Below are 22564 nucleotides of genomic sequence, written 5' to 3'. Positions count from 1 at the left end.
GCGGTGCGCTATGGTGCCATCGCCGCGCCGCGCGCGGAAACGGCCAGCCCCTCGGCGGCCAGACGCAGTTCACGTCGTGCGCGCGTATCCAGCGTGTCCGGCCACCAGGCCAGGTGACCGTGCCGGCCGGCGGCATCACGCCACGCCAGGAACGCCAGCGGGCCGCGCCACTGGACCTCGCATCCTGTCAGCACCACCCCTTCCAGCGTCGGTGCCCCTTCACCGGCGGGAATGACCAGCCGCCGCCGCGGCAGGCGCAGGTAGCGCCGCAACGACAGGATGGTCTGGGCCGCGGCGCAGGGCGCAAGCAGCGCGATCGCCCAGCCCGGCAGGCCGCTGGCCAGCACCGCGCAGACCGCGAGCAGGCCGATGATCGCCAGCATCGCGCCGAGCAGGCGCGAGGGGCGCCACTCAAGCCGGCAGCTGGCGGATGCGTTCCATGAGCTGGGCGAGCGCGGCATCGGGGCATTCCTCATAGCCCATGAACCAGCGCCAGAGCTTATCGTCCTCGCATTCGAGCAGCGCTAGGAAAACCGCCCGCTGTTGTTCGGAATCGTCCTGCCAGGCGTGGTCCAGGTAGCGCTCGAACAGCTGATCCAGCTCTCGCATGCCCCGCCGGCTGCGCCAGCGCAGGCGCTTGATCACCGGGTCGAAAGCGGGGTCGGAGGCGTCGCTCATGGGCGTATCCAGTTCGTTGAAAGCAAAACGCCCTCCATCGGAGGGCGCCGTGCGTGCTGCGGTCGGAGCGATCAGGCCGCGCGGGCCAGCATCAGCTTCTTGATTTCGGCGATCGCCTTGGCCGGGTTCAGGCCCTTCGGGCAGGTGCGCGCGCAGTTCATGATGGTGTGGCAGCGGTAGAGCTTGAACGGGTCTTCCAGATCGTCCAGGCGCGCACCGGTGTCCTCATCGCGCGAGTCGATGATCCAGCGGTAGGCCTGCAGCAGGATCGCCGGGCCCAGGTAGCGCTCGCCGTTCCACCAGTAGCTCGGGCAGCTGGTCGAGCAGCACGCACACAGGATGCATTCGTACAGGCCGTCGATCTTCTTGCGGTCCTCGGGCGACTGCAGGCGCTCGCGGTCCGGCGCCGGGCTCTGCGTGCGCAGCCACGGCTTGATCGAGGCGTACTGCGCATAGAAATGGGTCAGGTCCGGCACCAGGTCCTTGACCACGTCCATGTGCGGCAGCGGATAGATCGGCACCTCGCCGCGGCCGCAGTCCTCGATGGCCTTGGTGCAGGCCAGCGTATTGGTGCCGCTGATGTTCATCGCGCACGAGCCGCAGATGCCCTCGCGGCAGGAGCGGCGGAAGGTCAGGGTCGGGTCGATCTCGTTCTTGATCTTGATCAGCGCGTCCAGGACCATCGGGCCGCACTTGTCCAGGTCCACCTCGTAGGTGTCGGTGCGCGGGTTCTGGTCGTCGTCCGGACTCCAGCGGTAGATCTTGAAGGTGCGCGTGTTCTTGGCGCCCTTGGCGGGGAAATGCTTGCCCTTGCCGATCTTGGAATTCTTGGGGAGTGCGAACTCAGCCATGGCTTTAAAATCCGGGAATGGGGATTAGGGATTGGGGGGGGGGTTGAGAGCAGGAAGCGAAACGTTTTCGAATCCCGTATCACCAATCCCCAATCCCGGCTCTGGTCAGTAAACGCGCGGCTTCGGCGGGACCACGTCCACGTCCTTGGTGAGCGTGTACATGTGCACCGGACGGTAGTCGAAGCTGCACTTGCCCTGCTCGTCGACATTGACCAGCGTGTGCTTCTGCCAGTTGACGTCGTCGCGCTCGGGGTAGTCCTCGTGCGCATGCGCGCCGCGGCTCTCGTGGCGCTGTTCGGCCGAGTTGATCGTGGCCACCGCATTGAGCAGCAGGTTGTTGAGCTCGTAGGTCTCGATCAGGTCCGAGTTCCACACCAGCGAACGGTCGGAGACCTTCACGTCCTGGAAGCTGTCGAACACCTTGGCCATCTTCTCGCAGCCCTCGGCCAGCGTCTTGCTGGTGCGGAACACGGCCGCGTCGGCCTGCATCGTGCGCTGCATGTTGTCGCGGATGACCGAGGTCGGCGTGTCGCCATTGGCGTGGCGCAGCTTGTCCAGCAGGCCCAGCGCCTTATCGCAGGCGTCCGACGGCAGGGTCTTGTGCGACTGGTTGGGCCGGATCGTCTCGGCGCAGCGGTTGGCCACCGCGCGACCGAACACCACCAGGTCCAGCAGCGAGTTGGAACCCAGGCGGTTGGCGCCATGCACCGACACGCAGGCCGCCTCGCCGATGGCGTACAGGCCGGGCACCACCGCGTCCGGGTCGTCGCCGACCTTGCGCACCACTTCGCCGTGGTAGTTGGTCGGGATGCCGCCCATGTTGTAGTGCACGGTCGGCAGCACCGGGATCGGCTCCTTGGACACGTCCACACCGGCGAAGATGCGCGCGCTCTCGGCGATGCCGGGCAGCTTCTCGTGGATGACTTCCGGGCCCAGGTGGGTCAGGTCGAGCAGGATGTGGTCCTTGTGCTCGCCCACGCCGCGGCCCTCGCGGATCTCGATGGTCATCGAGCGCGCCACGACGTCGCGCGAGGCCAGGTCCTTGTAGTGCGGCGCGTAGCGCTCCATGAAGCGCTCGCCGCTGGAGTTGCGCAGGATGCCGCCTTCGCCGCGCACGCCCTCGGTGATCAGGCAGCCCGCGCCGTAGATGCCGGTCGGATGGAACTGCACGAACTCCATGTCCTGCATCGGCAGGCCGGCGCGCATGGCCAGACCGCCGCCGTCACCGGTGCAGGTATGGGCCGAGGTGGCGCTGAAGTAGGCGCGGCCGTAGCCGCCGGTGGCCAGCACCACGCCATGGGCGCGGAACAGGTGCAGCGTGCCTTCGGCCATGTCCAGGGCCAGCACACCGCGGCACACGCCCTCCTCGTCGAAGATCAGGTCGAGCGCGAAGTACTCGATCATGAAGCGCGCGTTGTGCGCCAGCGACTGCTGGTACAGCGTGTGCAGCATGGCATGGCCGGTGCGGTCGGCCGCCGCGCAGGTGCGCTGCGCCGCCGGGCCCTCGCCGTACTTGGTGGTCATGCCGCCGAACGGGCGCTGGTAGATCTTGCCCGCCTCGGTGCGCGAGAACGGCACGCCGTAGTGCTCCAGCTCGATGATCGCCGGAATCGCCTCGCGCACCATGTACTCGATGGCGTCCTGGTCGCCCAGCCAGTCCGAGCCCTTGATGGTGTCGTAGAAGTGGTAGCGCCAATCGTCCTCGCCCATGTTGCCGAGCGCGGCGGAGATGCCGCCCTGCGCGGCCACGGTGTGCGAACGGGTCGGGAACACCTTGGTCAGGCAGACCGTGGACAGGCCCTTGGCGGCCAGGCCGAAGGTGGCGCGCAGGCCCGCGCCGCCGGCGCCGACCACGACCATGTCGTATTTGTGTTCGGTGATCTTGTATGCGGAAGACATGGCGGCGTTAGTTCCCCAGAGCGATGCGGACCACGGCGAACACGCTGGCCAGCGCACCGAGGAAGCAGACGAAACGGACCAGCAGCTGCGACACGAAGGCCGTCAGCGGGGTATGCACGTAATCCTCCAGGATCACCTGGAGGCCCAGCTGCGCGTGCCAGAACGTCGCGATCAGGAAGGCCACCATGAGCGTGGCGTTCCACGGCCGGGCGATGGCGTCGGTGGCGGCCAGGTAGTCGGCGTGGATCAGGCCGATCACGAAATAGACGAACCACAGCCCTAGGAAGATCAGGGCCACCGCGGTATAGCGCTGCACCACCCAGTGGTGCAGGCCCGCGTGCGCCGAGCCCAGGCCCTTGGCCTGCTTGAGCGGGTTGCGGAAACTCATGCCACACCTCCCTTGGCCAGCACACCGCCCCAGATCAGCACCGCCAGGACCAGGCTACCGGCGCTGACCAGCCAGCCGTTGCGCACGAACGCCGCGACCGCATAGCCCAGGCCGCCGTCCTGCGCCAGGTGGCGGATGCCGTTGAGCAGGTGATAGGTGAAGGCCCAGGTCCACAGGAACAGGAAGACCAGCCCGTACCAGCTGCCCGCCTGGGCCGAGATCCAGGCCCACGCGTCGGGGCCGGAAGCCAGCGAGACCAGTGCTGCGGCGATCAGCAGAGCGCCGAGGGACAGGATGATGCCGGTGGCGCGATGCAGGATGGACGTGGCCATCTGGATCTGCCAGCGATACACCTGCAGGTGCGGGGAAAGCGGACGTTGACGTGTCGCCATTGGATTGGCTCTTAGTCTCGGCTGGGCGGTCGGGAGAGGCCGCGTTGGCTGGAAGGCGCCGTGGATTCGACTTTCAGAAGTCGATGCAGCGCCCGTTCTTTTCCCAGTCCCCGTAACGGGTCGGCTCGGGGCCGTCGCGGCCGCCGATCTCCTTCTGCGCCGGAGCCTGTTCGGGCTTCTGCGTTTCAGGCTCGGGGACGGGGGTGGGAGGGGTTTGGCCTATCATGTGAGTCTCGCAACGCACAAAATGTTAATCCTCACGATCTTGACTGACAACCACGCAAATCCCAGTGAACGGGCCTTTGCCCTCCCCGACCACGGCGTGGTCACTCTGGAGGGTGCGGATGCGGTGGCGTTCGCGCAGGCGCAGTTCGCCAACGACCTGCATGCGCTGGAGGATGGCCGCTGGCAGTGGAACGCCTGGCTGACGCCCAAGGGACGGGTAATCGCGCTGTTCGCGGCACTGCGCCTGGCCGCCGACCGACTGGTGCTGGTCGTCCCGGATGTGCCGGCCATCGAACTGGCCACGGCGCTCAAGCGCTTCGTGTTCCGCCGGAAGGTGGTCGTGGCCGTCGCGGCCGACCTGCATCCCCTGGGCCTGTTCGCCGCGTCGACGACTGCGCAGGGCGCCCTGCTCGCCCCGGACGAGGCCGGGATCGCCATGGATGTCGGCAGCGCCCACCAGCCGCGCACGCTCCTGCTGGGCAGGAGTTCCGGCGATGCCGATGTCGCCGCGCTGGAGCGCTGGCGCGACCTGGACCTGGCGCACGGCCTGCCGCGCCTGGAAGCCAGCCAGCGCGAGCAATGGACCCCGCAGCAGCTATCGCTGGATCGTCTGCGCGCCTTCAGCGTCAAGAAGGGCTGCTACCCCGGTCAGGAAATCGTGGCCCGGACGCACTTCCTCGGCAAGGCCAAGCGCGGCCTCGCCCTGCTGGAAAGCGATGCCCTGCTGCAGCCAGGCGCGCCGGTGTCCGACACCGAGCGCGAGGTCGGCCAGGTGGTTGGTGCCAGCCATCGCGCGCCGGGCCCGGTGCTGGCGGTCCTGCCGCTGGACCACCCGACGACCGTCCTGCACAGCGGCGACCAGCCCCTTCGCCAGCGCACCCTGCTCGACGGCCTGGCGCGCTGACCCGGCGCCCCGCTCAGGCGCGCAGCAGGCGCGGCGGCTTGGGCATCGGGGCGATCCCGTCGATGGCGAGCATCCGGGTCAGCCAGGCCCGGACCTTCGGGAAGGCCTCCAGCGATACGCCGCCATCGTCGGCGCAGTGGGTGTAGGCGAACAGCGCCAGGTCGGCGATCGACAGCGTCTGCGCACCGAACCAGTCGTGCGCTTCCAGATGACGCTCCATCACCGCCAGCGCTTCGGCGGCACGTTCGCGCAGGCGCGGCAGATCCGCGTGCCGCGGCGAATCCGGCGGCAGCCAGCCGCGGATGAAGCGCGCCACGGCGACATACGGCTCGTGGCTGTACTGCTCGAAGAACATCCACGCCAGCACCTGCGCCCGCTGCCAGGGATCGGCCGGCACCAGGGCGCTGCCTTCGGCCAGCCAGCACAGGATCGCGTTGGATTCGGCCAGCACCTGCCCGTCCTCGCGCTCGAGGATCGGCACGCGGCCATTGGGATTCCTGGCCAGGAAGTCCGGCGTGCGCGTCTGCCCCGCCGCGCTGTCCACCTCGACCCACTTGCACGGACGCTGCAGCAGCGACAGCGCCATGCGCACCTTGTGGCAATTGCCCGAGGAGGACATGCCATACACCTTGATCGTCATCGCCGCTCCACCCGTGCCTTGGCCACGAACTATTGTGCAGGCTCCATCCTCGGGCCTGGGTGTCGTCGGCGCACTGAGCGACGCCGACCACGCAGTCCGACAAGGCCTCACATGGTCAGGCGCACGGGCCCGGAGCGGGCGCCACGGCCCAGGTGACCGCCGTCTTCCCGCCGCGTCGGCGCAGCCAGCGACGCGGGTAACCCGCGGCTTCCCAGCCCCGCCGTGCGGCGGCACTGCGCGCCGGCTCGCTCGCCCTCAGCGGGCCAGCCTCACGATGCCCACCACCACCCCGAGCACCAGCAGCACCACGCCAACGACGATCGCGATCCCCGCCAGCGCACGCCGCCGCGATGTCGCCGCGCTCGCCGCGAGCGCATGGATGGTCGAGACCAGCCACCATCCCAATCCGCACAGCATGAGCAGGCCCGCCATCAGCTGGCCGGGGAATCGAGCGCTGTCGAACGCTTCCGAGCTGTTCAGCCAGGTTACGTGGCCCTGCAAGGCCACCACCGCACCCAACGTGAAGGGCAGCATGGAAAAGGCCGCGACCACCAGCGCCTGTCGAATGCCGTCGAATGTCGCGGCCTTGCATCGCAACCAACCGAATGCCATCCGTAGCAGACCTGCGCCGACGGCGACCCGCAGCCAGCCACCGATGACGGCGGCGAAGACCAGGCCAAGCGCGACCAGCTGGATCGGCACTTTCGTGCCGCCCGCAAGCCGGTCGGCGGCCATGTCGAAATAGGTCACGCCGAAGTACGCCATCCAGGCACAGGCCATGCTCCAGGGTCTTGCCGGGACCGCCAGGGCGGCATGCCGCGGCGCGAACAAGGCCGACATCGGCAGGCCGCCGCGGCGGAACGGATAGCACGCCAGGACCAGCAGGCCGGTCACCAGCAGGCCGGCGAACGGCCAGCGCCAGTCTCGCCAACTTCCCCAAAGCGCCTGCCGTGCGTCCAGCTCCAGCGGGAAGACCAGCAGCTCGCGGGCCTGGGCCATGTCCCGCGCCGCGCGTTCCATGCCGCTCGCCGGAATCTGGGTGGCCAGGCGCGTCCACTCTCCCGTGATGCGCAGTGTCCCGCCTTCCACGTGCGTACTGCGCACGAAGCGGAACCACGGGTTTTCGACAACCTCGCGCTCATCCGGGATGCGGAAGCCGTCCCCGGCCTGCACTTTCATGGTCTGCACCGCGAAACGCGGCCCGCGCAGCGCGTGCGGCGTGCCGCGCGCCTGATCGGGCAGCTTGGTCATCCAGTCGTTGAGCTGGAACAGCCAGAGATTGAGCACGCTCCCGTCGACGCGTTTCCACGTCAGGCGATACCGCTCGTGCATCTCGACGACGCCCTCGCCGGCCTCCTGCATGACGGGTTTGCCCAGGGCGGAGAGACCGTCGTAGAAATCCCGCATGTACTTGAGATAGCGCTCGCCCGTGGCCTGAGCACCGTTGCGCAGGTATGCGGACGCGACCGACTCGCCCTCGCCCTGCCGGTAGCGGGTGGTCAGATCGAACGTGGTCTCGTAACCGGCATCCGTGGAGCGGACCTGCACACGCTCGGACACCTCGACCTGCGGCTTGGCCGGCAACGGGTATGGGATATCGACCAGTGCACCGCCCCCCGCCACCAGCGGCAAGCCGACGCGATAAGGCAGCGCCAGGCGCTCGTTCAGGGGACCGAACTCGCGGTCGCGGGTGGCATCGATCCACACCGCGCCACCAGGCAGGTGGGCGCGCACGACGACATGATCGAACAGGTTGGCCGACGGCTGCGCCTGGCGCAGTTCCTTCCCGGGCCGGGTGTTGACCAGGACAGGCTCGGCGCGCACACCGGCGAGCCCAAGCAGCGCGACCAGCAGGGTTGCCTTGTCCTTGCAGTCGCCCAGCCGGTCGGCGAGCGTGGCCTCCGGCGCGTGCGGCGCATGCGAATTGACGCCCATATCCAGGCCGGTGTAACGGATCTGGCCCTGCACGAAGGCCGTGGCGCGCTGCAACGACGCCTCCGGCTGGGCCGGATCCAGCTTGAGCTGCGAGGCCATCGCAGACGCCACGGCGGGATCCCGGAAGGCGCGCGGATACAGCGGCGCGGCCCAGTCCACGATGTCGGCCCAGCTCCTGGCCGTGGACAGGCTGACGGTCCCGAAGCTGTCGTAACCGGCCGGCGTATCTTCCGGCTCGATCACCGACGGCAGGTCCCGCGCGGTGATATCCAGCGTCTCGACATCGCCGGAGCGGGTCCTTGAGATCGCGAATCCCGTAACGCTCACCTGCGCAAGCACGGGGCGACCCTGCGGATAGCGCACCCGGACACGCCGCCAGCCGATCGGCACGCCGTAGCGCGCATCGAAGGCGTCGTAGTAGGCGGATCCGAAGATCGGGTTCTGCCCGATCACCATGAAGCTGTAGTCGAGCCGGTCGCCGACCCGCAGGTCGGGCACCGTGACGTTCAGCGTGACCTGCCCGTCCAGCAGTCCCGAGTCGAGCTGCTGCTCCCGGCGCAGGCGGGCATAGCTGGCACGGTCCCGCATGTCGACGCGGCGACCGTCGCGCAGCACCTCCAGCCGGGTCAACACCAGGCGCTGGTAGTCCGGCTGGTAATCGACGCTGAAGTTTCCGCCGTTGGTCAGCCCCTGCTCGCGCAGCACGGTGAACCCGATATGCCGGTACCAGACCGGCTTGGCACCGGTCAGGTCGACCTGGTCGGAAACGACCTCGTACCGAAGATTGCCGGCTACCGATGCAGGACGGCCGGCTTGCGCCGGCTCGTCGGCGACCCAGGCCGGCGTGGCCGCCATGTCCGGACGATCCCGCGCCCCTGCCATCGCCGCGACCGCCAGCCACAGCGCCATGCAAAACCCAACCCTGCCAATCATCCCTTCCCCATGGCCCGCCTGCTGGCGGGCGGTTCCTGTTGCTGCGCCCCGTTCGCCGCCGGACCATCGATGTCGAGGCATCGTCCGGGCGGCGCGCGCCCCATTGTAGGACGCGGGGGCGCCGACGATCCGCCTCGCATGCGAAAAGGGCCGGCTCTTTCGAGCCGGCCCTTCCTGTCGCACCAGTTGCTGCGGGCGATCAGCCGCGCGGGCTGGAATCCAGTGCCGCGGTCTGGGTGACCACGCGGCCGTCGATGACCGGCAGGCGATCCGAGTCCGGCTTGCGGTCCAGGCGCACGGTCTTCTCAGTGCCGTCGTAGCGGTAGGTCACGTTGTAGCCGGTGACTTCGCTGGACTTGCCCATGGCGATGCGGCTGCCGGGCTTCTCGTCCATGCGCATGGTGCCGGTGGTGCCATCCGGATTGCGGTAGGTCACGTTGTAGCCGGTCACGCGCGAGGATTCGGAGGTGGCGTTCTCGGTGTGGCACTGGCGCTCGGTGCGCTGCACGACGCGGCCACCGACGTGGTTGCGATCGATGCGGTTGCCGGCGAAGCCGCCGGCGACCGCGCCCGCGGCCGTGGCCAGGTCGCGGCCGTTGCCGCCGCCGATCTGATGGCCGACCAGGCCGCCGATCAGCGCGCCGGCCACCGTGCCGCCGACGTTGCCGTCGCGCTCGGGCAGACGCTCGTTGACCACCACATCCTGGCAGACCTCGCGCGGGGTCGTGGTGGTGGTGGTCTCACGCACCGGGTCGGTGCCGATCACCGTGGCGTACAGCGTGCCGCGTTGCGTGATCGGCACGACGTTGACGATGTCGGCGTAATCGACCTGCGTGCCGGTCGGCACCGCGCTGACGGGCATGGCGTCGCCGTTTTCCAGCGGCGTGGTCGCCGCCATCTCCCCCTCGGGGGTGGTGGCGAAGGTCTGCGCCGAGGTGCGATGGTTCATATAGGCCGCTGTAGCAACGCCGCCGAACAGCAGCGCCCCAGCGCCAACCAGGATCAGGGTGGTGGTGTTCTTCATGACGCTCTCCATCACGGGCCGTGCCCGCACTGTGTTGGGGCGGATTGTTGTCGCACGAAGCTGAACAAGGCATCGAACGACATCGCCGAAACCCGCTTTCCGCTAAACGCGCGCCTGCGCAGCGGCGTGATAGCGTTTCCCTGTCCACCTCACCGCGAGGCTCGCCATGCCGAGTCCCCTTGTTTCCCCGCTGCTGCGCTGGGCGCGCCGGCTGCGCCATCCCACCCTGTTCAAGCTCACCGCGCTGCTGTTCGCGGTAGACCTGGTGGTACCGGACGTGATTCCGTTCGTGGACGAGATCCTGCTGGGCCTGGGAACGCTGCTGCTGGCCAACTGGAAGGATCGCCGCGCCTCGCCTTCGCTGGACGCGCGGCCACGTTCGGCGCGCTGATCGCGTGCTGACCGACAGCCACTGCCATCTCGACGCCGGGGAGTTCGACGGCGACCGCGAGGCGGTGATCGCCCGCGCGCGGGCGGCCGGGGTCCGGCGCCAGGTCGTCCCGGCGATCGATGCCGCGGGCTGGCCGGCGCTGCGCGCGCTGTGCAAGGACGAGGCGGGGCTGTACCCGGCCTATGGCCTGCATCCGATGTTCCTGGACGCGCACGCGCCGGCCCACCTGACGCTGCTGCGCGAGTGGATCGAACGCGAACGCCCGGTGGCCATCGGCGAGTGCGGGCTGGACTTCTTCGTCGAGACGCTGGATCCGGACACGCAGCAGACCTACTTCCAGGGCCAGCTGGCGCTGGCGCGCGAGTTCGACCTGCCGCTGATCGTGCATGCACGACGCGCGGTGGAGGCGGTGATCGTGGCGATCCGCAAGGTCGGTGGCCTGCGTGGCGTGGTGCACAGCTACGCCGGCAGCGAGGAGCAGGCCCGGCAACTGTGGGACAACGGCTTCATGATCGGCCTGGGGGGACCGGTGACCTATGCACGCGCCCAGCGCCTGCGCCGCCTGGCCGCGACCATGCCGCTGGAGCATCTGCTGCTGGAGACCGATGCGCCGGATCAGCCCGATGCCGACCATCGCGGCCAGCGCAACGAACCGGCGCGCCTCACGCGCGTGTGCGAGGTCATCGCCGAACTGCGCGACCAGCCCTACGAGGACATCGCGCGCGTCACGTCCGAGAACGCGACGCGGCTGTTCGGGCTTCCGGAGTGAACACCGGCACCGCAGCGCGCTCGGCCTGAGCTGGGGTACGACGCCCGGGCTCTTCGCGGATGGCGAACGCCGGCGACCTACGCCATCGACGGCGCATCTTCCCTGCGCGGCTTGAGCAACAGTTCCAGCGCCCGTCCCGCCGCGGCGAAGGCGAAGGTGCCGGTGACGTGCGTGGCCGCGCCCAGCCCCGCGCCGCAGTCCAGCTTCAGCGCCGCCTCGGCACCCAGCACCGGCCGCAGTCCGCACACGCTGCCGTCGGCCTGCGGGTACTGCACGTTCTGCAGCGAATAGATCGCCGACACGCCGAAGTAGCGCTGCGGGTTGCGAGGAAAGTTGAACTCGGCGCGCAGCTTCTTGCGCACCAGCGCCAGCATCGCATCATGTTCGGTGCGCGAGAGGTCGCGCACGCGGACCTGGGTAGCGTCGGTGCGCCCGCCGGCCGAGCCGACGGTGATCATCGGCAGCTTTCGGCGCCGGCACCAGGCGATGGCCTCGACCTTGGTGCGGAAGCTGTCGCAGGCGTCGATCACCAGGTCCAGCGGCTGACCCAGCAGCGCTTCCAGGTTGGACGAGGTCAGGAATGCCTCGACGACGTCCAGCTGGATCTCCGGATTGATCGCGCGACAGCGTTCGGCCATCACCACGACCTTGTTGCGGCCGTACTGCCCGTCCAGCGCCGGCAGCTGACGGTTGGTGTTGGACAGGCAGATGTCGTCGGCGTCGATCAGCACCAGCCTGCCCACGCCGCTGCGCGCCAGGGCTTCCACCACCCACGATCCGACGCCGCCCATGCCGATCACCGCGACCGCGCGCTGGGACAGGCGTTCGACTGCGCCGACGCCGTAGAGGCGATCCACGCCTGCGAAGCGTTCTTTCCAGAGCGTGGTGACAGGGCTGACAGTTGGCGAGGCGGCGGCGTTCATGCCGCTATTGTAGGAGCGCGGCTGCGGCCGTCGTACCATCGATCACACCGTCCCAAGGAGCACGCCCCCATGGCCAGCCAAGCATCCCGTTTCCTGTTCCTGTTCCTGCTCGGCCTGCTGGTTGGCGGCGTGGCCACGGTGATGGCCATGCGCGCACTGCAGGCGCGGCAGGATCCGTTCCCGGACAGCGTGATGCATGTAATGGCCAAGCAGACCGACGTGCTCAAGGCGAACCTGGCGGCCAACCGCTGCACGGCCAGCGACGCCCTGCCCCGGCTGCAGACGCTGCGCGCGGTCAGCAACGACCTGGAGACGGCGTTCCCCGACCTGGCCGAGGACGCGCGTTTCGTCACCCACGCCGGCCAGCTGCGGGCGACGCTGGACGGCGCGCTGTCGGCACCGCCGGTCGGCTGCCCGGACACCAAGGCCGTGGCCGCGCGCATCGGCGATGCCTGCAAGGCCTGCCACGACGACTTCGCGCGCTGATCGGCGGCGGAGGATGAACGGCGTCTGATGTGGTCTCCGATCGGGCGCGTCGCAAGCGGTTTCAGTTGATGCCGCGTTCATGGCGATGACAACACGATGCCGGGCACGCGGCGCTGGCCGCATCCCACCTGGCACGCCCACGGGGCGAAGGAGTCATCCGATGCAGTTCAAAACTCTCGTCCTGATGAGCGCTGGCGCGCTGACCCTGGCGGGCTGCGCCACCACCAGCCCGAACTACGGGTATCGCGACGACTACCGCGGCTCCTCCTATCCGTCCGCCTCGTCGCGCTACTGCGCCGACTGCGGCATCGTCACCCGCATCGATCCGGTGTCCTCCAACCGCAGCGCGCCCACCGGCACCGGTGCGGTGCTGGGCGGCATCGTCGGCGCAGTGGCCGGCCGTCAAATCTCCAAGGAGACCGGCGGCAGCAAGGGCAACAAGAACGTGGCGGCCGTCGCCGGTGCGGTCGGCGGCGCGCTGGCCGGCAACGCCATCCAAGACCGCGTCACCGGCGATACCTATGACGTCACCGTGCGCATGGACGATGGCCGCACCATCGTGATCAACCAGCGCGACCTGGGCGGCGTGACCGAGAACACGTACGTGCGCGTGGTCAACGGCCGAGTCGTCATCCGCTGATCGCCATCGGCCAGGATGGCAGGCATGAAAAAGCCCGGCGCTCGCCGGGCTTTTTCGTTCGAGCTGGCCGCGGGGGAACGACCCGCGCGGTCAGACCGGCTGTACGGCGTCGGCCTGCAGACCCTTCTGGCCCTGGACCACGGTAAAGGTCACCTTCTGGCCTTCCTTGAGGCTCTTGAAGCCCTGGGTCTGGATGGCACGGAAGTGCACGAATACGTCTTCGCCGTTCTCACGGCTGATGAAGCCAAAGCCCTTCGCATCGTTGAACCATTTCACGGTTCCGGTTTCGCGCTCTGCCATTACGGATCTCCTTGGAACAGGGGTTGGTTACGCCGGGTCGGGCGGCTGGTTGCAAGGAGGAGCCGAGGTACGACGATGTAGCGGATCTTTGGATCTACCGCATCAGGCCACGATTCACGGTGACCTTGGCAAACGCAGCGGTTTGACAGTAGCGCGGCCAAAATGAAAAAGCAACGCCCTTCAACGCAGGTTCAGTAATCCATAACCCACTGTTCGCAAAGGAAAAAGAAGTGCCATTACAGACGCTGATGTACGGATTGGCGGCGCTGATGATCCTCGCCGGGGTGCTGGGGGTGGTGCTGCCGGTACTTCCGGGACTTCCGCTGGCCTTCGCCGGCATGTTGCTGGCGGCATGGGCCGGCGGATTCGAGCAGGTCGGCTGGGTCACGCTGACCGTGCTGGGGCTGCTCACCGCGCTGTCGCTGGCGGTGGACGTGCTGTCCACCGCCATGGGCGCGCAGCGGGTCGGCGCCAGCCGCCTGGCCATTGTCGGCTCGGTCATCGGCACCGTGCTGGGCATGTTCTTCATGCCGTTGGGCCTGCTGGTCGGGCCCTTCGCCGGCGCCCTGGTCGGCGAGCTGATGCACGGGCGCGAATTGCGCCAGGCCAGCAAGGTGGGGCTGGCGACCTGGATCGGCCTGGTGGTGGGCGTGGTGCTGAAGGTGGGACTGGCGCTGGCGATGCTGGCGGTGTTTCTGGTGGCCTGGTTCTACTAGCGCGGGGCGGGCAGCACGGGTCGCTGGTGGCCCGCATGAACGCCGATGCGTTCGCGCGTCCGCGGGAACGAGGGTAGCGTCGCGGGAAAGGCGCTCCGGGATTCGCAACCGCCGCGGCAGGGGCATACGAAGCGCGGGCGGGTTTGCGCCGGGGCCTTCACGCGCGACGTGAAGGTGGCTTTGCCAGAATCCTGTCGCATTGGGCCCGCGGCGGCCTACGGGGATCGGGGATGTGGTGCGCATGGCGTGGATGATCGCGGCGGCCGTGGTGCTGACGCTGGTGGTGGTGCTGCTCGCGTTGAACTTCGCCACGCCGGAGAAAAAGCTCGGGCACGTGCCGCCGCACCGCCATGGCGTGGAGGATCCGCAGTTCATGCGCGAGATGTCGGTGCTGCTGGGCCCGGCCATCACCCAAGGCAACCGCATCGAGGTGCTCAACGACGGGGATGAGATCTTCCCGGCGATGCTGGACGCCATTGGCGCCGCGCAGCGGACCATCACCTTCGAGACCTACATCTACTGGTCCGGCCGGATCGGTCGAGAGTTCAGCCAGGCGCTGGCCGAGCGCGCCCGCCACGGCGTGCAGGTCAAGGTGACCATCGACTGGGGGGGCAGCCTGAAGATGGACCCTCGCCTGGTCGAGGAGATGGAACAGGCCGGCGTCGAGGTGCATCGCTACCGCCCGCTGGCCTGGTACAACCTGCACCGGATCAACAACCGCACCCACCGCAAGCTGCTGGTGATCGATGGCCGTGTCGGCTTCACCGGCGGCGTCGGCGTGGCCGACCAGTGGCTGGGGCACGCGCAGGACCCGGCGCACTGGCGCGATACGCATTACCGCATCGAAGGGCCGGTCGTGGCGCAGGTGCAGACCGCCTTCAACGACAACTGGATCAAGTCCACCGGCCGTGTGCTCGACGGCGAGGCGTTCTATCCGCAGTTGGACCCGGTGGGCGAGAGCCCGGCGCAGCTGTTCCTGGCGTCGCCAGCCGGCGGCAGCGAGAGCATGCACCTGATGTACCTGCTGGCCATCGCCGCGGCCACGCGCAGGATCGACCTGGCCGCGGCCTACTTCGTGCCCGATGCGTTGATCACCGAAGCGCTGTTGGCGGCGCGCTCGCGCGGCGTGGAGGTCCGCGTGCTGCTGCCCGGTCCGCACATCGACTCGGCCTCGGTCCGGCTGGCGTCGAGGGCCAGCTGGGGGCCACTGCTGGAGGCCGGTATCCAGATCAGCGAGTACCAGCCGACGATGCTGCACACCAAGCTGCTGATCGTCGATGGCCTGCTGGTGTCGGTGGGATCGACCAACTTCGACATCCGCTCGTTCCGGCTCAACGACGAGGCCAGCCTCAACGTCTACGATCCGGCGCTGGCCGAACGCATGACCACCCTGTTCGAGGCCGATCTCGCCCAGGCCACGCCCTACTCCCTGCAGCGCTGGCGCGCACGGCCGCTGCGGGAGAAACTGTTCGAAACCCTCATTCTTCCCATCAGGTCACAGCTATGAGCCGCCCGCACCCCCTGCCCCGACTCTTGTCCCTGCTGTGCGTTGCCGCCGCGCCCGGCGTCGCGGCTGCCCAGGACGGCACCACCACCATCACCCCGGCCTCGGTCGAGGCCTGCGGTCTGATCACCGTCGACGCCCAGCGCCTGGCCTGTTACGACACGGCGATCAAGCGGGTCGCACCCAGCACCGCGCAGGCCGATGCGGCGGCCAGCATCGCCAAGGAGCAGAAGGAGCTGGACGCCAGCAACGCCAAGGCCAGGCGGCAAGGCGGTTCGATGTACGCCAACGACGACTACGACGCGGCGCTGGCCAACGCCGGCAAGGGATCGCTGCTGGATTCGCGCTGGGAGCTGGCCGCCAACTCCAAGCTGGGCGTGTTCCAGATGCGCGCCTACAAGCCGGTCTACCTGCTGCCGGCGTTCTGGACGTCGAAGAAGAACGAGATGCCCTCCTCGCCCAACCCGGACAACACGGTGACCGTGGCGCAGGACCTGCAGAGCGTCGAGACCAAGTTCCAGCTGAGCTTCAAGACCAAGTTCGTGGAGAACCTGTTCGGCGACAACGGCGACATCTGGGGCGGCTATACGCAGAGCTCGCGCTGGCAGACCTACAACAGCGAGGCCTCGCGCCCGTTCCGCGAGACCAACTACGAGCCGGAGGTGATGATGGTGTTCCGCACCAACTACACGCTCGGCGACTGGCACGGGCGCCTGGCCGGGCTGAGCCTCAACCACCAGTCCAATGGCCGTGGCGACCCGCTCTCGCGCAGCTGGAACCGGGTGATCGGCATGATCGGCTTCGACCGCGACAACTGGGCGCTGGTGGTGCGGCCGTGGTACCGCATCCCGGAGGGCCACGACGACGACAATCCGGACATCGAGAACTACATGGGCCGTGGCGACGCCACGCTGACCTACAGCCACGATGGCCACGAGTTCTCGCTGATGGGCCGGCATTCGCTGCGCGGCGGCGACGAATCGCACGGCGCGCTGCAGGCTTCGTGGGGCTTCCCGATCGACCGCAACCTGCGCGGCCATATCGAGATCTTCCACGGTTACGGCGAGAGCCTGATCGACTACAACCACAAGGCCACCTACATCGGCCTGGGTATCTCGCTGCTGGAGTGGTACTGAGTTCCGGGGCTGGCGCGCCGCGGCGCGCCAGCGCGCCTCAGCCGGTCGATTGGGCGATCAGCGCCTCGATCGGCGCCGCCAGTTCATCGAAGCCACTGCGCACGTCGTAGCGCTGACCGTTGATGAAGAACGCCGGCGTGCCGTTCACGCCACTGCGCAGGCCGCCGTCCAGATCGGCCTGGACGCGCTCGAGCAGCGTCCGCGACTGCAGCGCCGACTCAAGCGCGTCGGCCCCCAGGCCCAGATTTTCCAGGAGTTCGGCGTACAGCGATTCGCCGAGCCGCTCCTGGTTTTCGTACAGCGCATCGTGGGCCGGCCAGAACTTGCCGTGCTGGCCGGCGAACTCGGCCACCAGCGCAGCGGGGAGCGCCTGGGGATGCGCGTCGGCCAGCGGGAAGTTGCGGAATACCAGCCGCAGGTCGTCGCCGAAGCGGGCCTTCAGCTCGCGCACGACCGGAAAGGCCTGGGCGCAGTAAGGACACTGGTAATCGGCGTATTCGACCAGCGTGACCGGCGCATCGGCCGGACCATGGGCATGGTCGTCGGCGCCGACCGGGATGCGAAGCGTGGACATGGGATTCTCCTGATGCGGCCGGATCGGCCTTCAGCCTTTGGGCAACGCGTCGAGCGCGTCGAGGACGCCGTCCACGCCGGGATTGATCGCGGTGGGCGAGAGATAGCTCCAGGCGATCGTGCCCTGCGCGTCGATCACGAACAGGGCGCGCTTGCAGTAGCCATGCTCGGCATCGTAGGCGCCGTAGCGTCGCGCCACGGCCCCCTTGGGTTCGAAGTCCGACAGCAGCTCGAATCCCAGCTTGCGGTCGGCGATGAAGGCCTGGTGGCACCAGACGCTGTCCACCGAGATACCGAGCACCGTGGCCTTGGACCTGGCGATCATGGGCAGCGCGGTGTTGAACAGCGCCAGCTCGTCGCCGCACACCGCGCTCCAGTCCGCCGGATAGAACACCAGGACGACCGGCCGGCCGCGCAGCTCATGCAAGGCGAGCGCCTGGTCGGGTGTGGCGTTGAGACTGAAATCCGGCGCCTGGGTACCGGCCGGGAGAATGGCTTCGGGACTGTCCGTGGTGGACATGGCAGCGCTCCTGCCGATGGGATGTGGCCCACTGTCGCCCAGCGCCCGCGAACAGGATGTCAGGAATGCCGGCCTTGGCGCGCGGGCTCGGCCGCTAACCTGTCCTTGGCGGCACGTAGAATGGCCGGCCGTCCCAGCCTTTCTCAAGGAACTCCACGATGCACGATCTCGGCACCGAGCCCCCGCGCGCCCCACAGCACGAAGGTGACGCCCGATGAGCCACACGCCGGGCCTTGCTCCGCAGACCGTGGTGATCTGGCACAACCCCCGCTGCGGCACCTCGCGCGGGACGCTGGAGCTGATCCGCCAGGCCGGCATCGAGCCGCACATCGTCGACTACCTCAACGATCCGCCGGATCGCGCCACGCTGGTCGCGACGCTGGCGGCCACCGGCCAGCCATTGCGCGAACTCATGCGCCGCAAGGAGCCCGAGTACGCGCAGCTGGGCCTAGATGATCCGGGCATCGACGATGCGGCGCTGATCGAAGCGATGCTGCGCAAGCCGGTGCTGATCAACCGGCCGATCGTGATCACCGCGCGTGGCACGCGGCTGTGTCGGCCGCCGGAGCAGGTGCTGGAACTGCTGGCGGACTGAAGGCTATTCGAACCAGCCGCCACATGAGGTGATGCAGGTGCGCCAGGTCGCGGTACAGCTGCCGTAATCGGGACTGGGATCGCTGCATGTCGGGCCGTCCGGATTGTTCGCCAGCTGGCAGCGCTGCTTGTCGGCATCCTTGACCCAGGGCGAGCACCGCTGCTCGACGTGATCCCGCCGCGCCTGGCAACTGCCCCGCGCGCTCAGCGCCGAGGACTCGGCCGCGTCGTTGCACTGCAGGCGCTGCTGGTCGCACTGCTCGGCGCAGATGGCGCCGGCCGCACTGGCCGGCCGATGCACCTTGTCGGCCAGGCAGCCGCTCAGCGCCGCGGCGCACAGCAGGATCGCCGCGGCGTGGATCAACAGTCCTTTTTTCATCATCACGCTCCCTGGCGTCGACCGGCTACTGCCAGTCGGTAATGCCTTCGCGGCGGTAGGCCTCGTGGAAGGACGGCAGCGCCTTCATCCGCGCGGCGAAGGCCTCGAGCACGGGCCAGTCGTCGGTGGGCCGGGGCATGTAGCGCGACCAGCGCATCAGCATGGTCAGCACGAAGTCGGCCGCGCTGCGCCGCTCGCCCAGCAGGTAGGGGCCGTTGGCTTCCAGGTGATCGGCCACCTGCTGCCAGGCGTATTCCAGCGATGCGCGCGCGGCGGCCTTGACCGGTTCGATATTGGCCTCGCCCGCCGGTTCGTCGGGGTAGAACCAGCTGCGATACGCCGGCATCAGCGTGTAGGCGCAGAAGAACAGCCAACGGTAGTAGGCGGCGCGCTCCGGGGTGCCGATGGCCGGGGCCAGGCCGGCCCGCGGATGCAGATCGGCCAGGTGCATGGCGATCGCGGCCGACTCGGTCAGCACCTGCCCGTCCAGCACCAGCGTGGGCACGCGTCCCTGCGGATTGAGCCTGAGGTATTCGGGCGAGCGCTGCGCGCCGGTGTCGAAGTCGACCAGTTCCAGGCGGTGCGGGATATCCAGTTCGATCAGCAGCCAGTGCACGACCAGGCTGGCGGTGCTGGGGCTGTAGTAGAGGATGGTGTCGGTCATGAGCGCGGCCTTGTTGGGGTTTCAGTCGCCGACCAGGCGCCCGCCGCAATCCAGCACGCAGTCGCGGTACGTGGTCGCGCAGGAGGCCGCGGTGGGCTTGGGATCGGGCTGGCTGCCGAGCGTGGCCGGCGCGCTGCGGATCGGTGCACCGGTGCAGGCCGCGCGCAGCGTGTCGCACTGGCGCGCGCAGGCCTGGCCTTGCGGGGTGGCCGGGCGCAGCAGCGTGGTCTCCCACGGGCCGGGATCGGCGCTGGCGCAGGCGGCCAACAGCGGCAGGCACGCTGCCAGGATCCATGTCTTCATCGCCCCTCCTGCCACAAACGAACAGGGCCGGAGTATGCACGCCGGCCCTGCGCTGCTGCACGCGTTGGCGTCGAACGCTTACGCCGGTTCGACCACCACCGGGATCTTGCCGATCCGCGCCTGCCACTGACGCGGGCCGGTCTTGTGCACCGACTCCCCGGTCGCATCCACCGCCACGGTCACCGGCATGTCCTTGACCTCGAATTCGTAGATCGCCTCCATGCCCAGGTCCTCGAAGGCCAGCACGCGCGCGGCCTTGATCGCCTTGGACACCAGGTAGGCCGAACCGCCGACCGCCATCAGGTAGACCGCCTTGTTGTCGCGGATGGCCTCGATCGCCGCCGGACCGCGCTCGGCCTTGCCGACCATGCCCAGCAGGCCGGTCTGCTCGAGCATCTGCCGGGTGAACTTGTCCATGCGCGTGGCCGTGGTCGGGCCGGCCGGGCCGACCACCTCGTCGCGCACCGGATCGACCGGCCCGACGTAGTAGATGAAGCGGCCCTTGAGGTCCACCGGCAGCGTCTCGCCGCGGTTGAGCATGTCCACCATGCGCTTGTGCGCCGCGTCGCGGCCGGTGAGCAGCTTGCCGTTGAGCAGCAGCACCTCACCCGGCTTGAAGGTGGTGACCTCCTCGGCGGTGATGGTGTCCAGGTCCACGCGGCGCGCACCCTGCGGGTTGTAGGTCAGCGTCGGCCAGTCCTCCAGCGAGGGCGGGTCGAGCATCACCGGGCCGCTGCCGTCCAGGGTGAAGTGCGCGTGGCGGGTGGCGGCGCAGTTGGGGATCAAGGCCACCGGCAGGTTGGCGGCGTGGGTCGGATAGTCCTTGACCTTGATGTCCAGCACCGTGGTCAAGCCGCCCAGGCCCTGGGCGCCGATGCCCAGCGCGTTGACCTTCTCGTACAGCTCCAGGCGCAGCTCCTCGGCGCGGTTGGAGGCGCCGCGGGCCTGCAGGTCGACGATGTCGATCGGCTCCATCAGCGCTTCCTTGGCCAGCAGCATCGCCTTCTCGGCGGTGCCGCCGATGCCGATGCCCAGCATGCCCGGGGGACACCAGCCGGCGCCCATGGTCGGCACGGTCTTGAGCACCCAGTCCACGATCGAGTCGGAGGGGTTAAGCATGGCGAACTTGGACTTGGCCTCCGAGCCGCCGCCCTTGGCCGCGACGATCACGTCCACCGTGTTGCCCGGCACGACCTTGACGTTGACGACGCCCGGCGTGTTGTCGCGGGTGTTGACGCGCTTGCCCGCCGGATCGGCCAGCACGCTGGCGCGCAGCTTGTTGTCCGGATCGTTGTAGGCGCGGCGCACGCCTTCGTGGACCATGTCCTCCACGCCCATCGTGGCGTCGTCCCAGCGCACGTTCATGCCGATCTCCAGGAACACCGTGACGATGCCGGTGTCCTGGCAGATCGGGCGGTGGCCCTCGGCGCACATGCGCGAGTTGATCAGGATCTGGGCGATGGCGTCCTTGGCGGCCGGCGATTCCTCGCGCTCGTAGGCGGCGGCGAGGTTCTTGATGTAGTCCACCGGGTGGTAGTAGCTGATGTACTGCAGCGCATCGGCCACGGACTGGATCAGGTCTTCCTGCCGGATCGACACCGGCGCGGTGGACGCCGGCGGGGCGGCATGGGTGTGGAGGTTCATGGCTGGCTCGACGCTAGCGGTGGGGAGTGAGGAATCCGGACATTTTAGGCCAAACTGCCGCGCCGGCCCGGCTGTCACATCGTCGCGCGCTCCCGCGTCCTGGGACTCATGAGCACTGCAGCCCGTTTCGAAACACACCGTCCCCGCCTGCTCGCGCTGGCCCACCGCCTGCTGGGCAGCCGCGCCGAGGCCGAGGACGTGGTCCAGGACGCCTGGCTGCGCTGGAACGGTGCCGCGCACGGGGAGATCCGCGACGACGAGGCCTGGCTGGTCACCGCCACCACGCGCCTGGCGCTGGACCGGCTGCGCGCGGTACGCAACGCCCGTACGGACTACGTCGGGCCCTGGCTGCCAGAGCCGCTGCAGGTCACCCTGGCGCCGGAGCCGACCGAGCTCGCCGAACGGGCCGAATCGGTGTCCTGGGCCCTGATGGCGCTGCTGGAGCGGCTGGGGCCGGACGAACGCGCGGCCTTCCTGCTCCGGGAGGTGTTCGACTACGGCTACGAGGCGATCGCGCCGCTGCTCGGCCACAGCGAGGCCAACTGCCGACAGCTGGTGCACCGCGCCCGCGCACGCCTGCAGGCCGGGCATGCGCGGTTCGAGGTGGCGCCCGAACGGCATCGCCGCCTGCTGGAACGCTTCATGGCCGCCTCGCAGTCGGGCGACCAGGCCGCCATCACCGCCCTGCTGCGCACCGACGCGCGACTGGTGTCCGACGGCGGGGGCAAGGTCACCGCCGCGCTGCGCCCGCTGCTGGGCGCGGAGCGCATCGCACGGCTGTACTGGGCCATCGCCCGGCGTGGCGCGCAGGTGGAGGCACGCGTGGGCTGGGTCGATGCCGAGCCGGCGATCCTGCGATTGGTCGACGGCCGGCTGCATTCGCTGACCATGCTCGTCAGCGACGGCGAGCGCATCAGCGACATCCTGACGCTGATGAATCCGGACAAGCTGGCCGCGTTCATCGGCCCGGTCCTCGCCCGGCACTCCTAGCGCAAGACCGGGCGTCTACGACCCGGATCTGACGGATACGAGCGCCGTGAGCATTGCGATCCGAGCGCTGCTGACAAGCCTGTCCATTCCGCTAACGCAGGCCGAGGGCCTTTGCCTCGCATTGCGAAAGTCGCTGGGTTGCCGCCTTTGCGGACACGACGAT

General features: G+C 68.7%; 28 protein-coding genes. 10 read left to right on the top strand and 18 right to left on the bottom strand.

Annotated elements, in window-relative coordinates; all coding sequences use genetic code 11:
- Window positions 1–8: 8 nt before the first annotated feature.
- The 7 genes from LAJ50_RS09700 to LAJ50_RS09670 form a co-directional block, all read right to left on the bottom strand.
- Entirely contained in the window at window positions 9–461 is a 453-nt protein-coding gene (locus tag LAJ50_RS09700; RefSeq protein ID WP_130552040.1) for a hypothetical protein, read from the bottom strand.
- On the bottom strand, window positions 412–678 hold the full coding sequence (locus tag LAJ50_RS09695) for a succinate dehydrogenase assembly factor 2 (protein ID WP_130552041.1): 267 nt from the start codon (window positions 676–678) through the stop codon (window positions 412–414). Before LAJ50_RS09695 ends, LAJ50_RS09700 begins: the two co-directional genes overlap by 50 nt.
- Window positions 679–749: 71 nt before the next feature.
- Window positions 750–1529 (bottom strand): succinate dehydrogenase iron-sulfur subunit, encoded by a 780-nt coding sequence (locus tag LAJ50_RS09690; RefSeq protein ID WP_130518061.1) that lies wholly within the window; start codon window positions 1527–1529, stop codon window positions 750–752.
- A gap of 105 nt (window positions 1530–1634) precedes the next feature.
- Entirely contained in the window at window positions 1635–3428 is a 1794-nt protein-coding gene (gene sdhA, locus LAJ50_RS09685; protein ID WP_130552042.1) for a succinate dehydrogenase flavoprotein subunit, read from the bottom strand.
- A gap of 7 nt (window positions 3429–3435) precedes the next feature.
- A complete protein-coding gene (gene sdhD, locus LAJ50_RS09680; RefSeq protein ID WP_130552043.1) occupies window positions 3436–3816 on the bottom strand; it encodes a succinate dehydrogenase, hydrophobic membrane anchor protein in 381 nt (126 codons plus the stop codon).
- Window positions 3813–4208 (bottom strand): succinate dehydrogenase, cytochrome b556 subunit, encoded by a 396-nt coding sequence (gene sdhC, locus LAJ50_RS09675; RefSeq protein ID WP_130552044.1) that lies wholly within the window; start codon window positions 4206–4208, stop codon window positions 3813–3815. Before sdhC ends, sdhD begins: the two co-directional genes overlap by 4 nt.
- Before the next feature lie 73 nt (window positions 4209–4281).
- Window positions 4282–4434: a DUF1674 domain-containing protein gene (locus LAJ50_RS09670; RefSeq protein WP_130518053.1), complete on the bottom strand. Its 153-nt coding sequence runs from the start codon at window positions 4432–4434 to the stop codon at window positions 4282–4284.
- Window positions 4435–4539: 105 nt separating this feature from the next.
- Here LAJ50_RS09670 and LAJ50_RS09665 point away from each other — a divergent pair, with 105 nt between their 5' ends.
- Window positions 4540–5337, top strand: coding sequence for a folate-binding protein (locus LAJ50_RS09665; RefSeq protein ID WP_328590698.1), 798 nt, complete (start codon window positions 4540–4542; stop codon window positions 5335–5337).
- A 13-nt stretch (window positions 5338–5350) separates the two neighbouring features.
- On the opposite strand, the gene LAJ50_RS09660 is transcribed toward LAJ50_RS09665, so the two are convergent.
- The 3 genes from LAJ50_RS09660 to LAJ50_RS09650 all read right to left on the bottom strand — a co-directional run bounded on the left by LAJ50_RS09660 (window position 5351) and on the right by LAJ50_RS09650 (window position 9869).
- Window positions 5351–5977, bottom strand: a complete 627-nt coding sequence (locus tag LAJ50_RS09660; protein WP_130552046.1) for a glutathione S-transferase family protein — start codon at window positions 5975–5977, stop codon at window positions 5351–5353.
- Window positions 5978–6232: 255 nt separating this feature from the next.
- Window positions 6233–8821 (bottom strand): DUF3857 domain-containing protein, encoded by a 2589-nt coding sequence (locus LAJ50_RS09655; protein ID WP_165424163.1) that lies wholly within the window; start codon window positions 8819–8821, stop codon window positions 6233–6235.
- A 223-nt stretch (window positions 8822–9044) separates the two neighbouring features.
- Entirely contained in the window at window positions 9045–9869 is an 825-nt protein-coding gene (locus LAJ50_RS09650; protein WP_130552048.1) for a glycine zipper 2TM domain-containing protein, read from the bottom strand.
- A 166-nt stretch (window positions 9870–10035) separates the two neighbouring features.
- Here LAJ50_RS09650 and LAJ50_RS09645 point away from each other — a divergent pair, with 166 nt between their 5' ends.
- Both LAJ50_RS09645 and LAJ50_RS09640 read left to right on the top strand, forming a co-directional pair.
- Window positions 10036–10260: a DUF6116 family protein gene (locus LAJ50_RS09645; protein WP_130552049.1), complete on the top strand. Its 225-nt coding sequence runs from the start codon at window positions 10036–10038 to the stop codon at window positions 10258–10260.
- A 4-nt stretch (window positions 10261–10264) separates the two neighbouring features.
- Entirely contained in the window at window positions 10265–11029 is a 765-nt protein-coding gene (locus tag LAJ50_RS09640) for a TatD family hydrolase (protein WP_224096534.1), read from the top strand.
- A gap of 77 nt (window positions 11030–11106) precedes the next feature.
- Here the strand turns inward: LAJ50_RS09640 and LAJ50_RS09635 are convergent, their stop codons facing one another.
- Complete coding sequence (locus tag LAJ50_RS09635) at window positions 11107–11952, bottom strand: tRNA threonylcarbamoyladenosine dehydratase (protein ID WP_130552050.1); 846 nt, start codon at window positions 11950–11952, stop codon at window positions 11107–11109.
- A 69-nt stretch (window positions 11953–12021) separates the two neighbouring features.
- Between LAJ50_RS09635 and LAJ50_RS09630 the strand changes: the two genes are divergently transcribed.
- Both LAJ50_RS09630 and LAJ50_RS09625 read left to right on the top strand, forming a co-directional pair.
- Window positions 12022–12438, top strand: a complete 417-nt coding sequence (locus tag LAJ50_RS09630; RefSeq protein ID WP_130552051.1) for a hypothetical protein — start codon at window positions 12022–12024, stop codon at window positions 12436–12438.
- A 160-nt stretch (window positions 12439–12598) separates the two neighbouring features.
- Window positions 12599–13078 (top strand): glycine zipper 2TM domain-containing protein, encoded by a 480-nt coding sequence (locus tag LAJ50_RS09625; protein ID WP_130552052.1) that lies wholly within the window; start codon window positions 12599–12601, stop codon window positions 13076–13078.
- 90 nt (window positions 13079–13168) lie between these two features.
- On the opposite strand, the gene LAJ50_RS09620 is transcribed toward LAJ50_RS09625, so the two are convergent.
- On the bottom strand, window positions 13169–13378 hold the full coding sequence (locus tag LAJ50_RS09620) for a cold-shock protein (protein WP_130552053.1): 210 nt from the start codon (window positions 13376–13378) through the stop codon (window positions 13169–13171).
- A 248-nt stretch (window positions 13379–13626) separates the two neighbouring features.
- Between LAJ50_RS09620 and LAJ50_RS09615 the strand changes: the two genes are divergently transcribed.
- From LAJ50_RS09615 to LAJ50_RS09605, 3 genes are all read left to right on the top strand, one after another.
- On the top strand, window positions 13627–14094 hold the full coding sequence (locus LAJ50_RS09615; RefSeq protein ID WP_138654455.1) for a DUF456 domain-containing protein: 468 nt from the start codon (window positions 13627–13629) through the stop codon (window positions 14092–14094).
- Between the two features lie 241 nt (window positions 14095–14335).
- The gene (locus LAJ50_RS09610; RefSeq protein ID WP_165424164.1) at window positions 14336–15601 is read left to right on the top strand and encodes a phospholipase D-like domain-containing protein; all 1266 of its coding nucleotides are present in this window, start codon (window positions 14336–14338) and stop codon (window positions 15599–15601) included.
- On the top strand, window positions 15598–16734 hold the full coding sequence (locus LAJ50_RS09605) for a phospholipase A (RefSeq protein ID WP_130552054.1): 1137 nt from the start codon (window positions 15598–15600) through the stop codon (window positions 16732–16734). The genes LAJ50_RS09610 and LAJ50_RS09605 overlap by 4 nt, the downstream gene beginning before the upstream one ends.
- Window positions 16735–16771: 37 nt before the next feature.
- On the opposite strand, the gene LAJ50_RS09600 is transcribed toward LAJ50_RS09605, so the two are convergent.
- Complete coding sequence (locus tag LAJ50_RS09600; protein WP_138654447.1) at window positions 16772–17308, bottom strand: thioredoxin domain-containing protein; 537 nt, start codon at window positions 17306–17308, stop codon at window positions 16772–16774.
- A gap of 30 nt (window positions 17309–17338) precedes the next feature.
- The gene (locus tag LAJ50_RS09595; protein WP_138654445.1) at window positions 17339–17827 is read right to left on the bottom strand and encodes a redoxin domain-containing protein; all 489 of its coding nucleotides are present in this window, start codon (window positions 17825–17827) and stop codon (window positions 17339–17341) included.
- Between the two features lie 214 nt (window positions 17828–18041).
- On the opposite strand from LAJ50_RS09595, the gene arsC reads away from it, so the two are divergent.
- A complete protein-coding gene (arsC, locus tag LAJ50_RS09590; RefSeq protein WP_130552057.1) occupies window positions 18042–18422 on the top strand; it encodes an arsenate reductase (glutaredoxin) in 381 nt (126 codons plus the stop codon).
- Window positions 18423–18425: 3 nt separating this feature from the next.
- On the opposite strand, the gene LAJ50_RS09585 is transcribed toward arsC, so the two are convergent.
- The 4 genes from LAJ50_RS09585 to LAJ50_RS09570 form a co-directional block, all read right to left on the bottom strand.
- The gene (locus LAJ50_RS09585) at window positions 18426–18800 is read right to left on the bottom strand and encodes a hypothetical protein (protein ID WP_138654443.1); all 375 of its coding nucleotides are present in this window, start codon (window positions 18798–18800) and stop codon (window positions 18426–18428) included.
- A gap of 25 nt (window positions 18801–18825) precedes the next feature.
- A complete protein-coding gene (locus LAJ50_RS09580) occupies window positions 18826–19464 on the bottom strand; it encodes a glutathione S-transferase family protein (RefSeq protein ID WP_130552059.1) in 639 nt (212 codons plus the stop codon).
- A gap of 21 nt (window positions 19465–19485) precedes the next feature.
- Window positions 19486–19767, bottom strand: coding sequence for a hypothetical protein (locus tag LAJ50_RS09575; protein WP_138654441.1), 282 nt, complete (start codon window positions 19765–19767; stop codon window positions 19486–19488).
- A 78-nt stretch (window positions 19768–19845) separates the two neighbouring features.
- The gene (locus LAJ50_RS09570) at window positions 19846–21411 is read right to left on the bottom strand and encodes a fumarate hydratase (RefSeq protein WP_130552061.1); all 1566 of its coding nucleotides are present in this window, start codon (window positions 21409–21411) and stop codon (window positions 19846–19848) included.
- A 108-nt stretch (window positions 21412–21519) separates the two neighbouring features.
- On the opposite strand from LAJ50_RS09570, the gene LAJ50_RS09565 reads away from it, so the two are divergent.
- Window positions 21520–22401 carry an RNA polymerase sigma-70 factor gene (locus LAJ50_RS09565; RefSeq protein ID WP_138654439.1) on the top strand — a complete coding sequence of 294 codons (882 nt, stop codon included), beginning with the start codon at window positions 21520–21522 and terminating at the stop codon, window positions 22399–22401.
- Window positions 22402–22564 lie beyond the last annotated feature (163 nt).

It is taken from the genome of Pseudoxanthomonas sp. X-1 (assembly GCF_020042665.1).
GTDB classification, from domain to species: domain Bacteria; phylum Pseudomonadota; class Gammaproteobacteria; order Xanthomonadales; family Xanthomonadaceae; genus Pseudoxanthomonas_A; species Pseudoxanthomonas_A spadix_A.
This window is presented reverse-complemented; position numbering and strand designations above follow the sequence as displayed.

Excerpts from the sequence above, each read along its gene's own strand:
- LAJ50_RS09700 (WP_130552040.1), bottom strand. The coding sequence starts at position 461 with ATGCCGCGCTCGCCCAGCTCATGGAACGCATCCGCCAGCTGCCGGCTT.
- LAJ50_RS09695 (WP_130552041.1), bottom strand. The coding sequence starts at position 678 with ATGAGCGACGCCTCCGACCCCGCTTTCGACCCGGTGATCAAGCGCCTG.
- LAJ50_RS09690 (WP_130518061.1), bottom strand. The coding sequence starts at position 1,529 with ATGGCTGAGTTCGCACTCCCCAAGAATTCCAAGATCGGCAAGGGCAAG.
- sdhA (WP_130552042.1), bottom strand. The coding sequence starts at position 3,428 with ATGTCTTCCGCATACAAGATCACCGAACACAAATACGACATGGTCGTG.
- sdhD (WP_130552043.1), bottom strand. The coding sequence starts at position 3,816 with ATGAGTTTCCGCAACCCGCTCAAGCAGGCCAAGGGCCTGGGCTCGGCG.
- sdhC (WP_130552044.1), bottom strand. The coding sequence starts at position 4,208 with ATGGCGACACGTCAACGTCCGCTTTCCCCGCACCTGCAGGTGTATCGC.
- LAJ50_RS09670 (WP_130518053.1), bottom strand. The coding sequence starts at position 4,434 with ATGATAGGCCAAACCCCTCCCACCCCCGTCCCCGAGCCTGAAACGCAG.
- LAJ50_RS09660 (WP_130552046.1), bottom strand. The coding sequence starts at position 5,977 with ATGACGATCAAGGTGTATGGCATGTCCTCCTCGGGCAATTGCCACAAG.
- LAJ50_RS09655 (WP_165424163.1), bottom strand. The coding sequence starts at position 8,821 with ATGGCGCTGTGGCTGGCGGTCGCGGCGATGGCAGGGGCGCGGGATCGT.
- LAJ50_RS09650 (WP_130552048.1), bottom strand. The coding sequence starts at position 9,869 with ATGAAGAACACCACCACCCTGATCCTGGTTGGCGCTGGGGCGCTGCTG.
- LAJ50_RS09645 (WP_130552049.1), top strand. The coding sequence starts at position 10,036 with ATGCCGAGTCCCCTTGTTTCCCCGCTGCTGCGCTGGGCGCGCCGGCTG.
- LAJ50_RS09635 (WP_130552050.1), bottom strand. The coding sequence starts at position 11,952 with ATGAACGCCGCCGCCTCGCCAACTGTCAGCCCTGTCACCACGCTCTGG.
- LAJ50_RS09630 (WP_130552051.1), top strand. The coding sequence starts at position 12,022 with ATGGCCAGCCAAGCATCCCGTTTCCTGTTCCTGTTCCTGCTCGGCCTG.
- LAJ50_RS09625 (WP_130552052.1), top strand. The coding sequence starts at position 12,599 with ATGCAGTTCAAAACTCTCGTCCTGATGAGCGCTGGCGCGCTGACCCTG.
- LAJ50_RS09620 (WP_130552053.1), bottom strand. The coding sequence starts at position 13,378 with ATGGCAGAGCGCGAAACCGGAACCGTGAAATGGTTCAACGATGCGAAG.
- LAJ50_RS09615 (WP_138654455.1), top strand. The coding sequence starts at position 13,627 with ATGTACGGATTGGCGGCGCTGATGATCCTCGCCGGGGTGCTGGGGGTG.
- LAJ50_RS09610 (WP_165424164.1), top strand. The coding sequence starts at position 14,336 with ATGGCGTGGATGATCGCGGCGGCCGTGGTGCTGACGCTGGTGGTGGTG.
- LAJ50_RS09605 (WP_130552054.1), top strand. The coding sequence starts at position 15,598 with ATGAGCCGCCCGCACCCCCTGCCCCGACTCTTGTCCCTGCTGTGCGTT.
- LAJ50_RS09600 (WP_138654447.1), bottom strand. The coding sequence starts at position 17,308 with ATGTCCACGCTTCGCATCCCGGTCGGCGCCGACGACCATGCCCATGGT.
- LAJ50_RS09595 (WP_138654445.1), bottom strand. The coding sequence starts at position 17,827 with ATGTCCACCACGGACAGTCCCGAAGCCATTCTCCCGGCCGGTACCCAG.
- arsC (WP_130552057.1), top strand. The coding sequence starts at position 18,042 with ATGAGCCACACGCCGGGCCTTGCTCCGCAGACCGTGGTGATCTGGCAC.
- LAJ50_RS09585 (WP_138654443.1), bottom strand. The coding sequence starts at position 18,800 with ATGAAAAAAGGACTGTTGATCCACGCCGCGGCGATCCTGCTGTGCGCC.
- LAJ50_RS09580 (WP_130552059.1), bottom strand. The coding sequence starts at position 19,464 with ATGACCGACACCATCCTCTACTACAGCCCCAGCACCGCCAGCCTGGTC.
- LAJ50_RS09575 (WP_138654441.1), bottom strand. The coding sequence starts at position 19,767 with ATGAAGACATGGATCCTGGCAGCGTGCCTGCCGCTGTTGGCCGCCTGC.
- LAJ50_RS09570 (WP_130552061.1), bottom strand. The coding sequence starts at position 21,411 with ATGAACCTCCACACCCATGCCGCCCCGCCGGCGTCCACCGCGCCGGTG.
- LAJ50_RS09565 (WP_138654439.1), top strand. The coding sequence starts at position 21,520 with ATGAGCACTGCAGCCCGTTTCGAAACACACCGTCCCCGCCTGCTCGCG.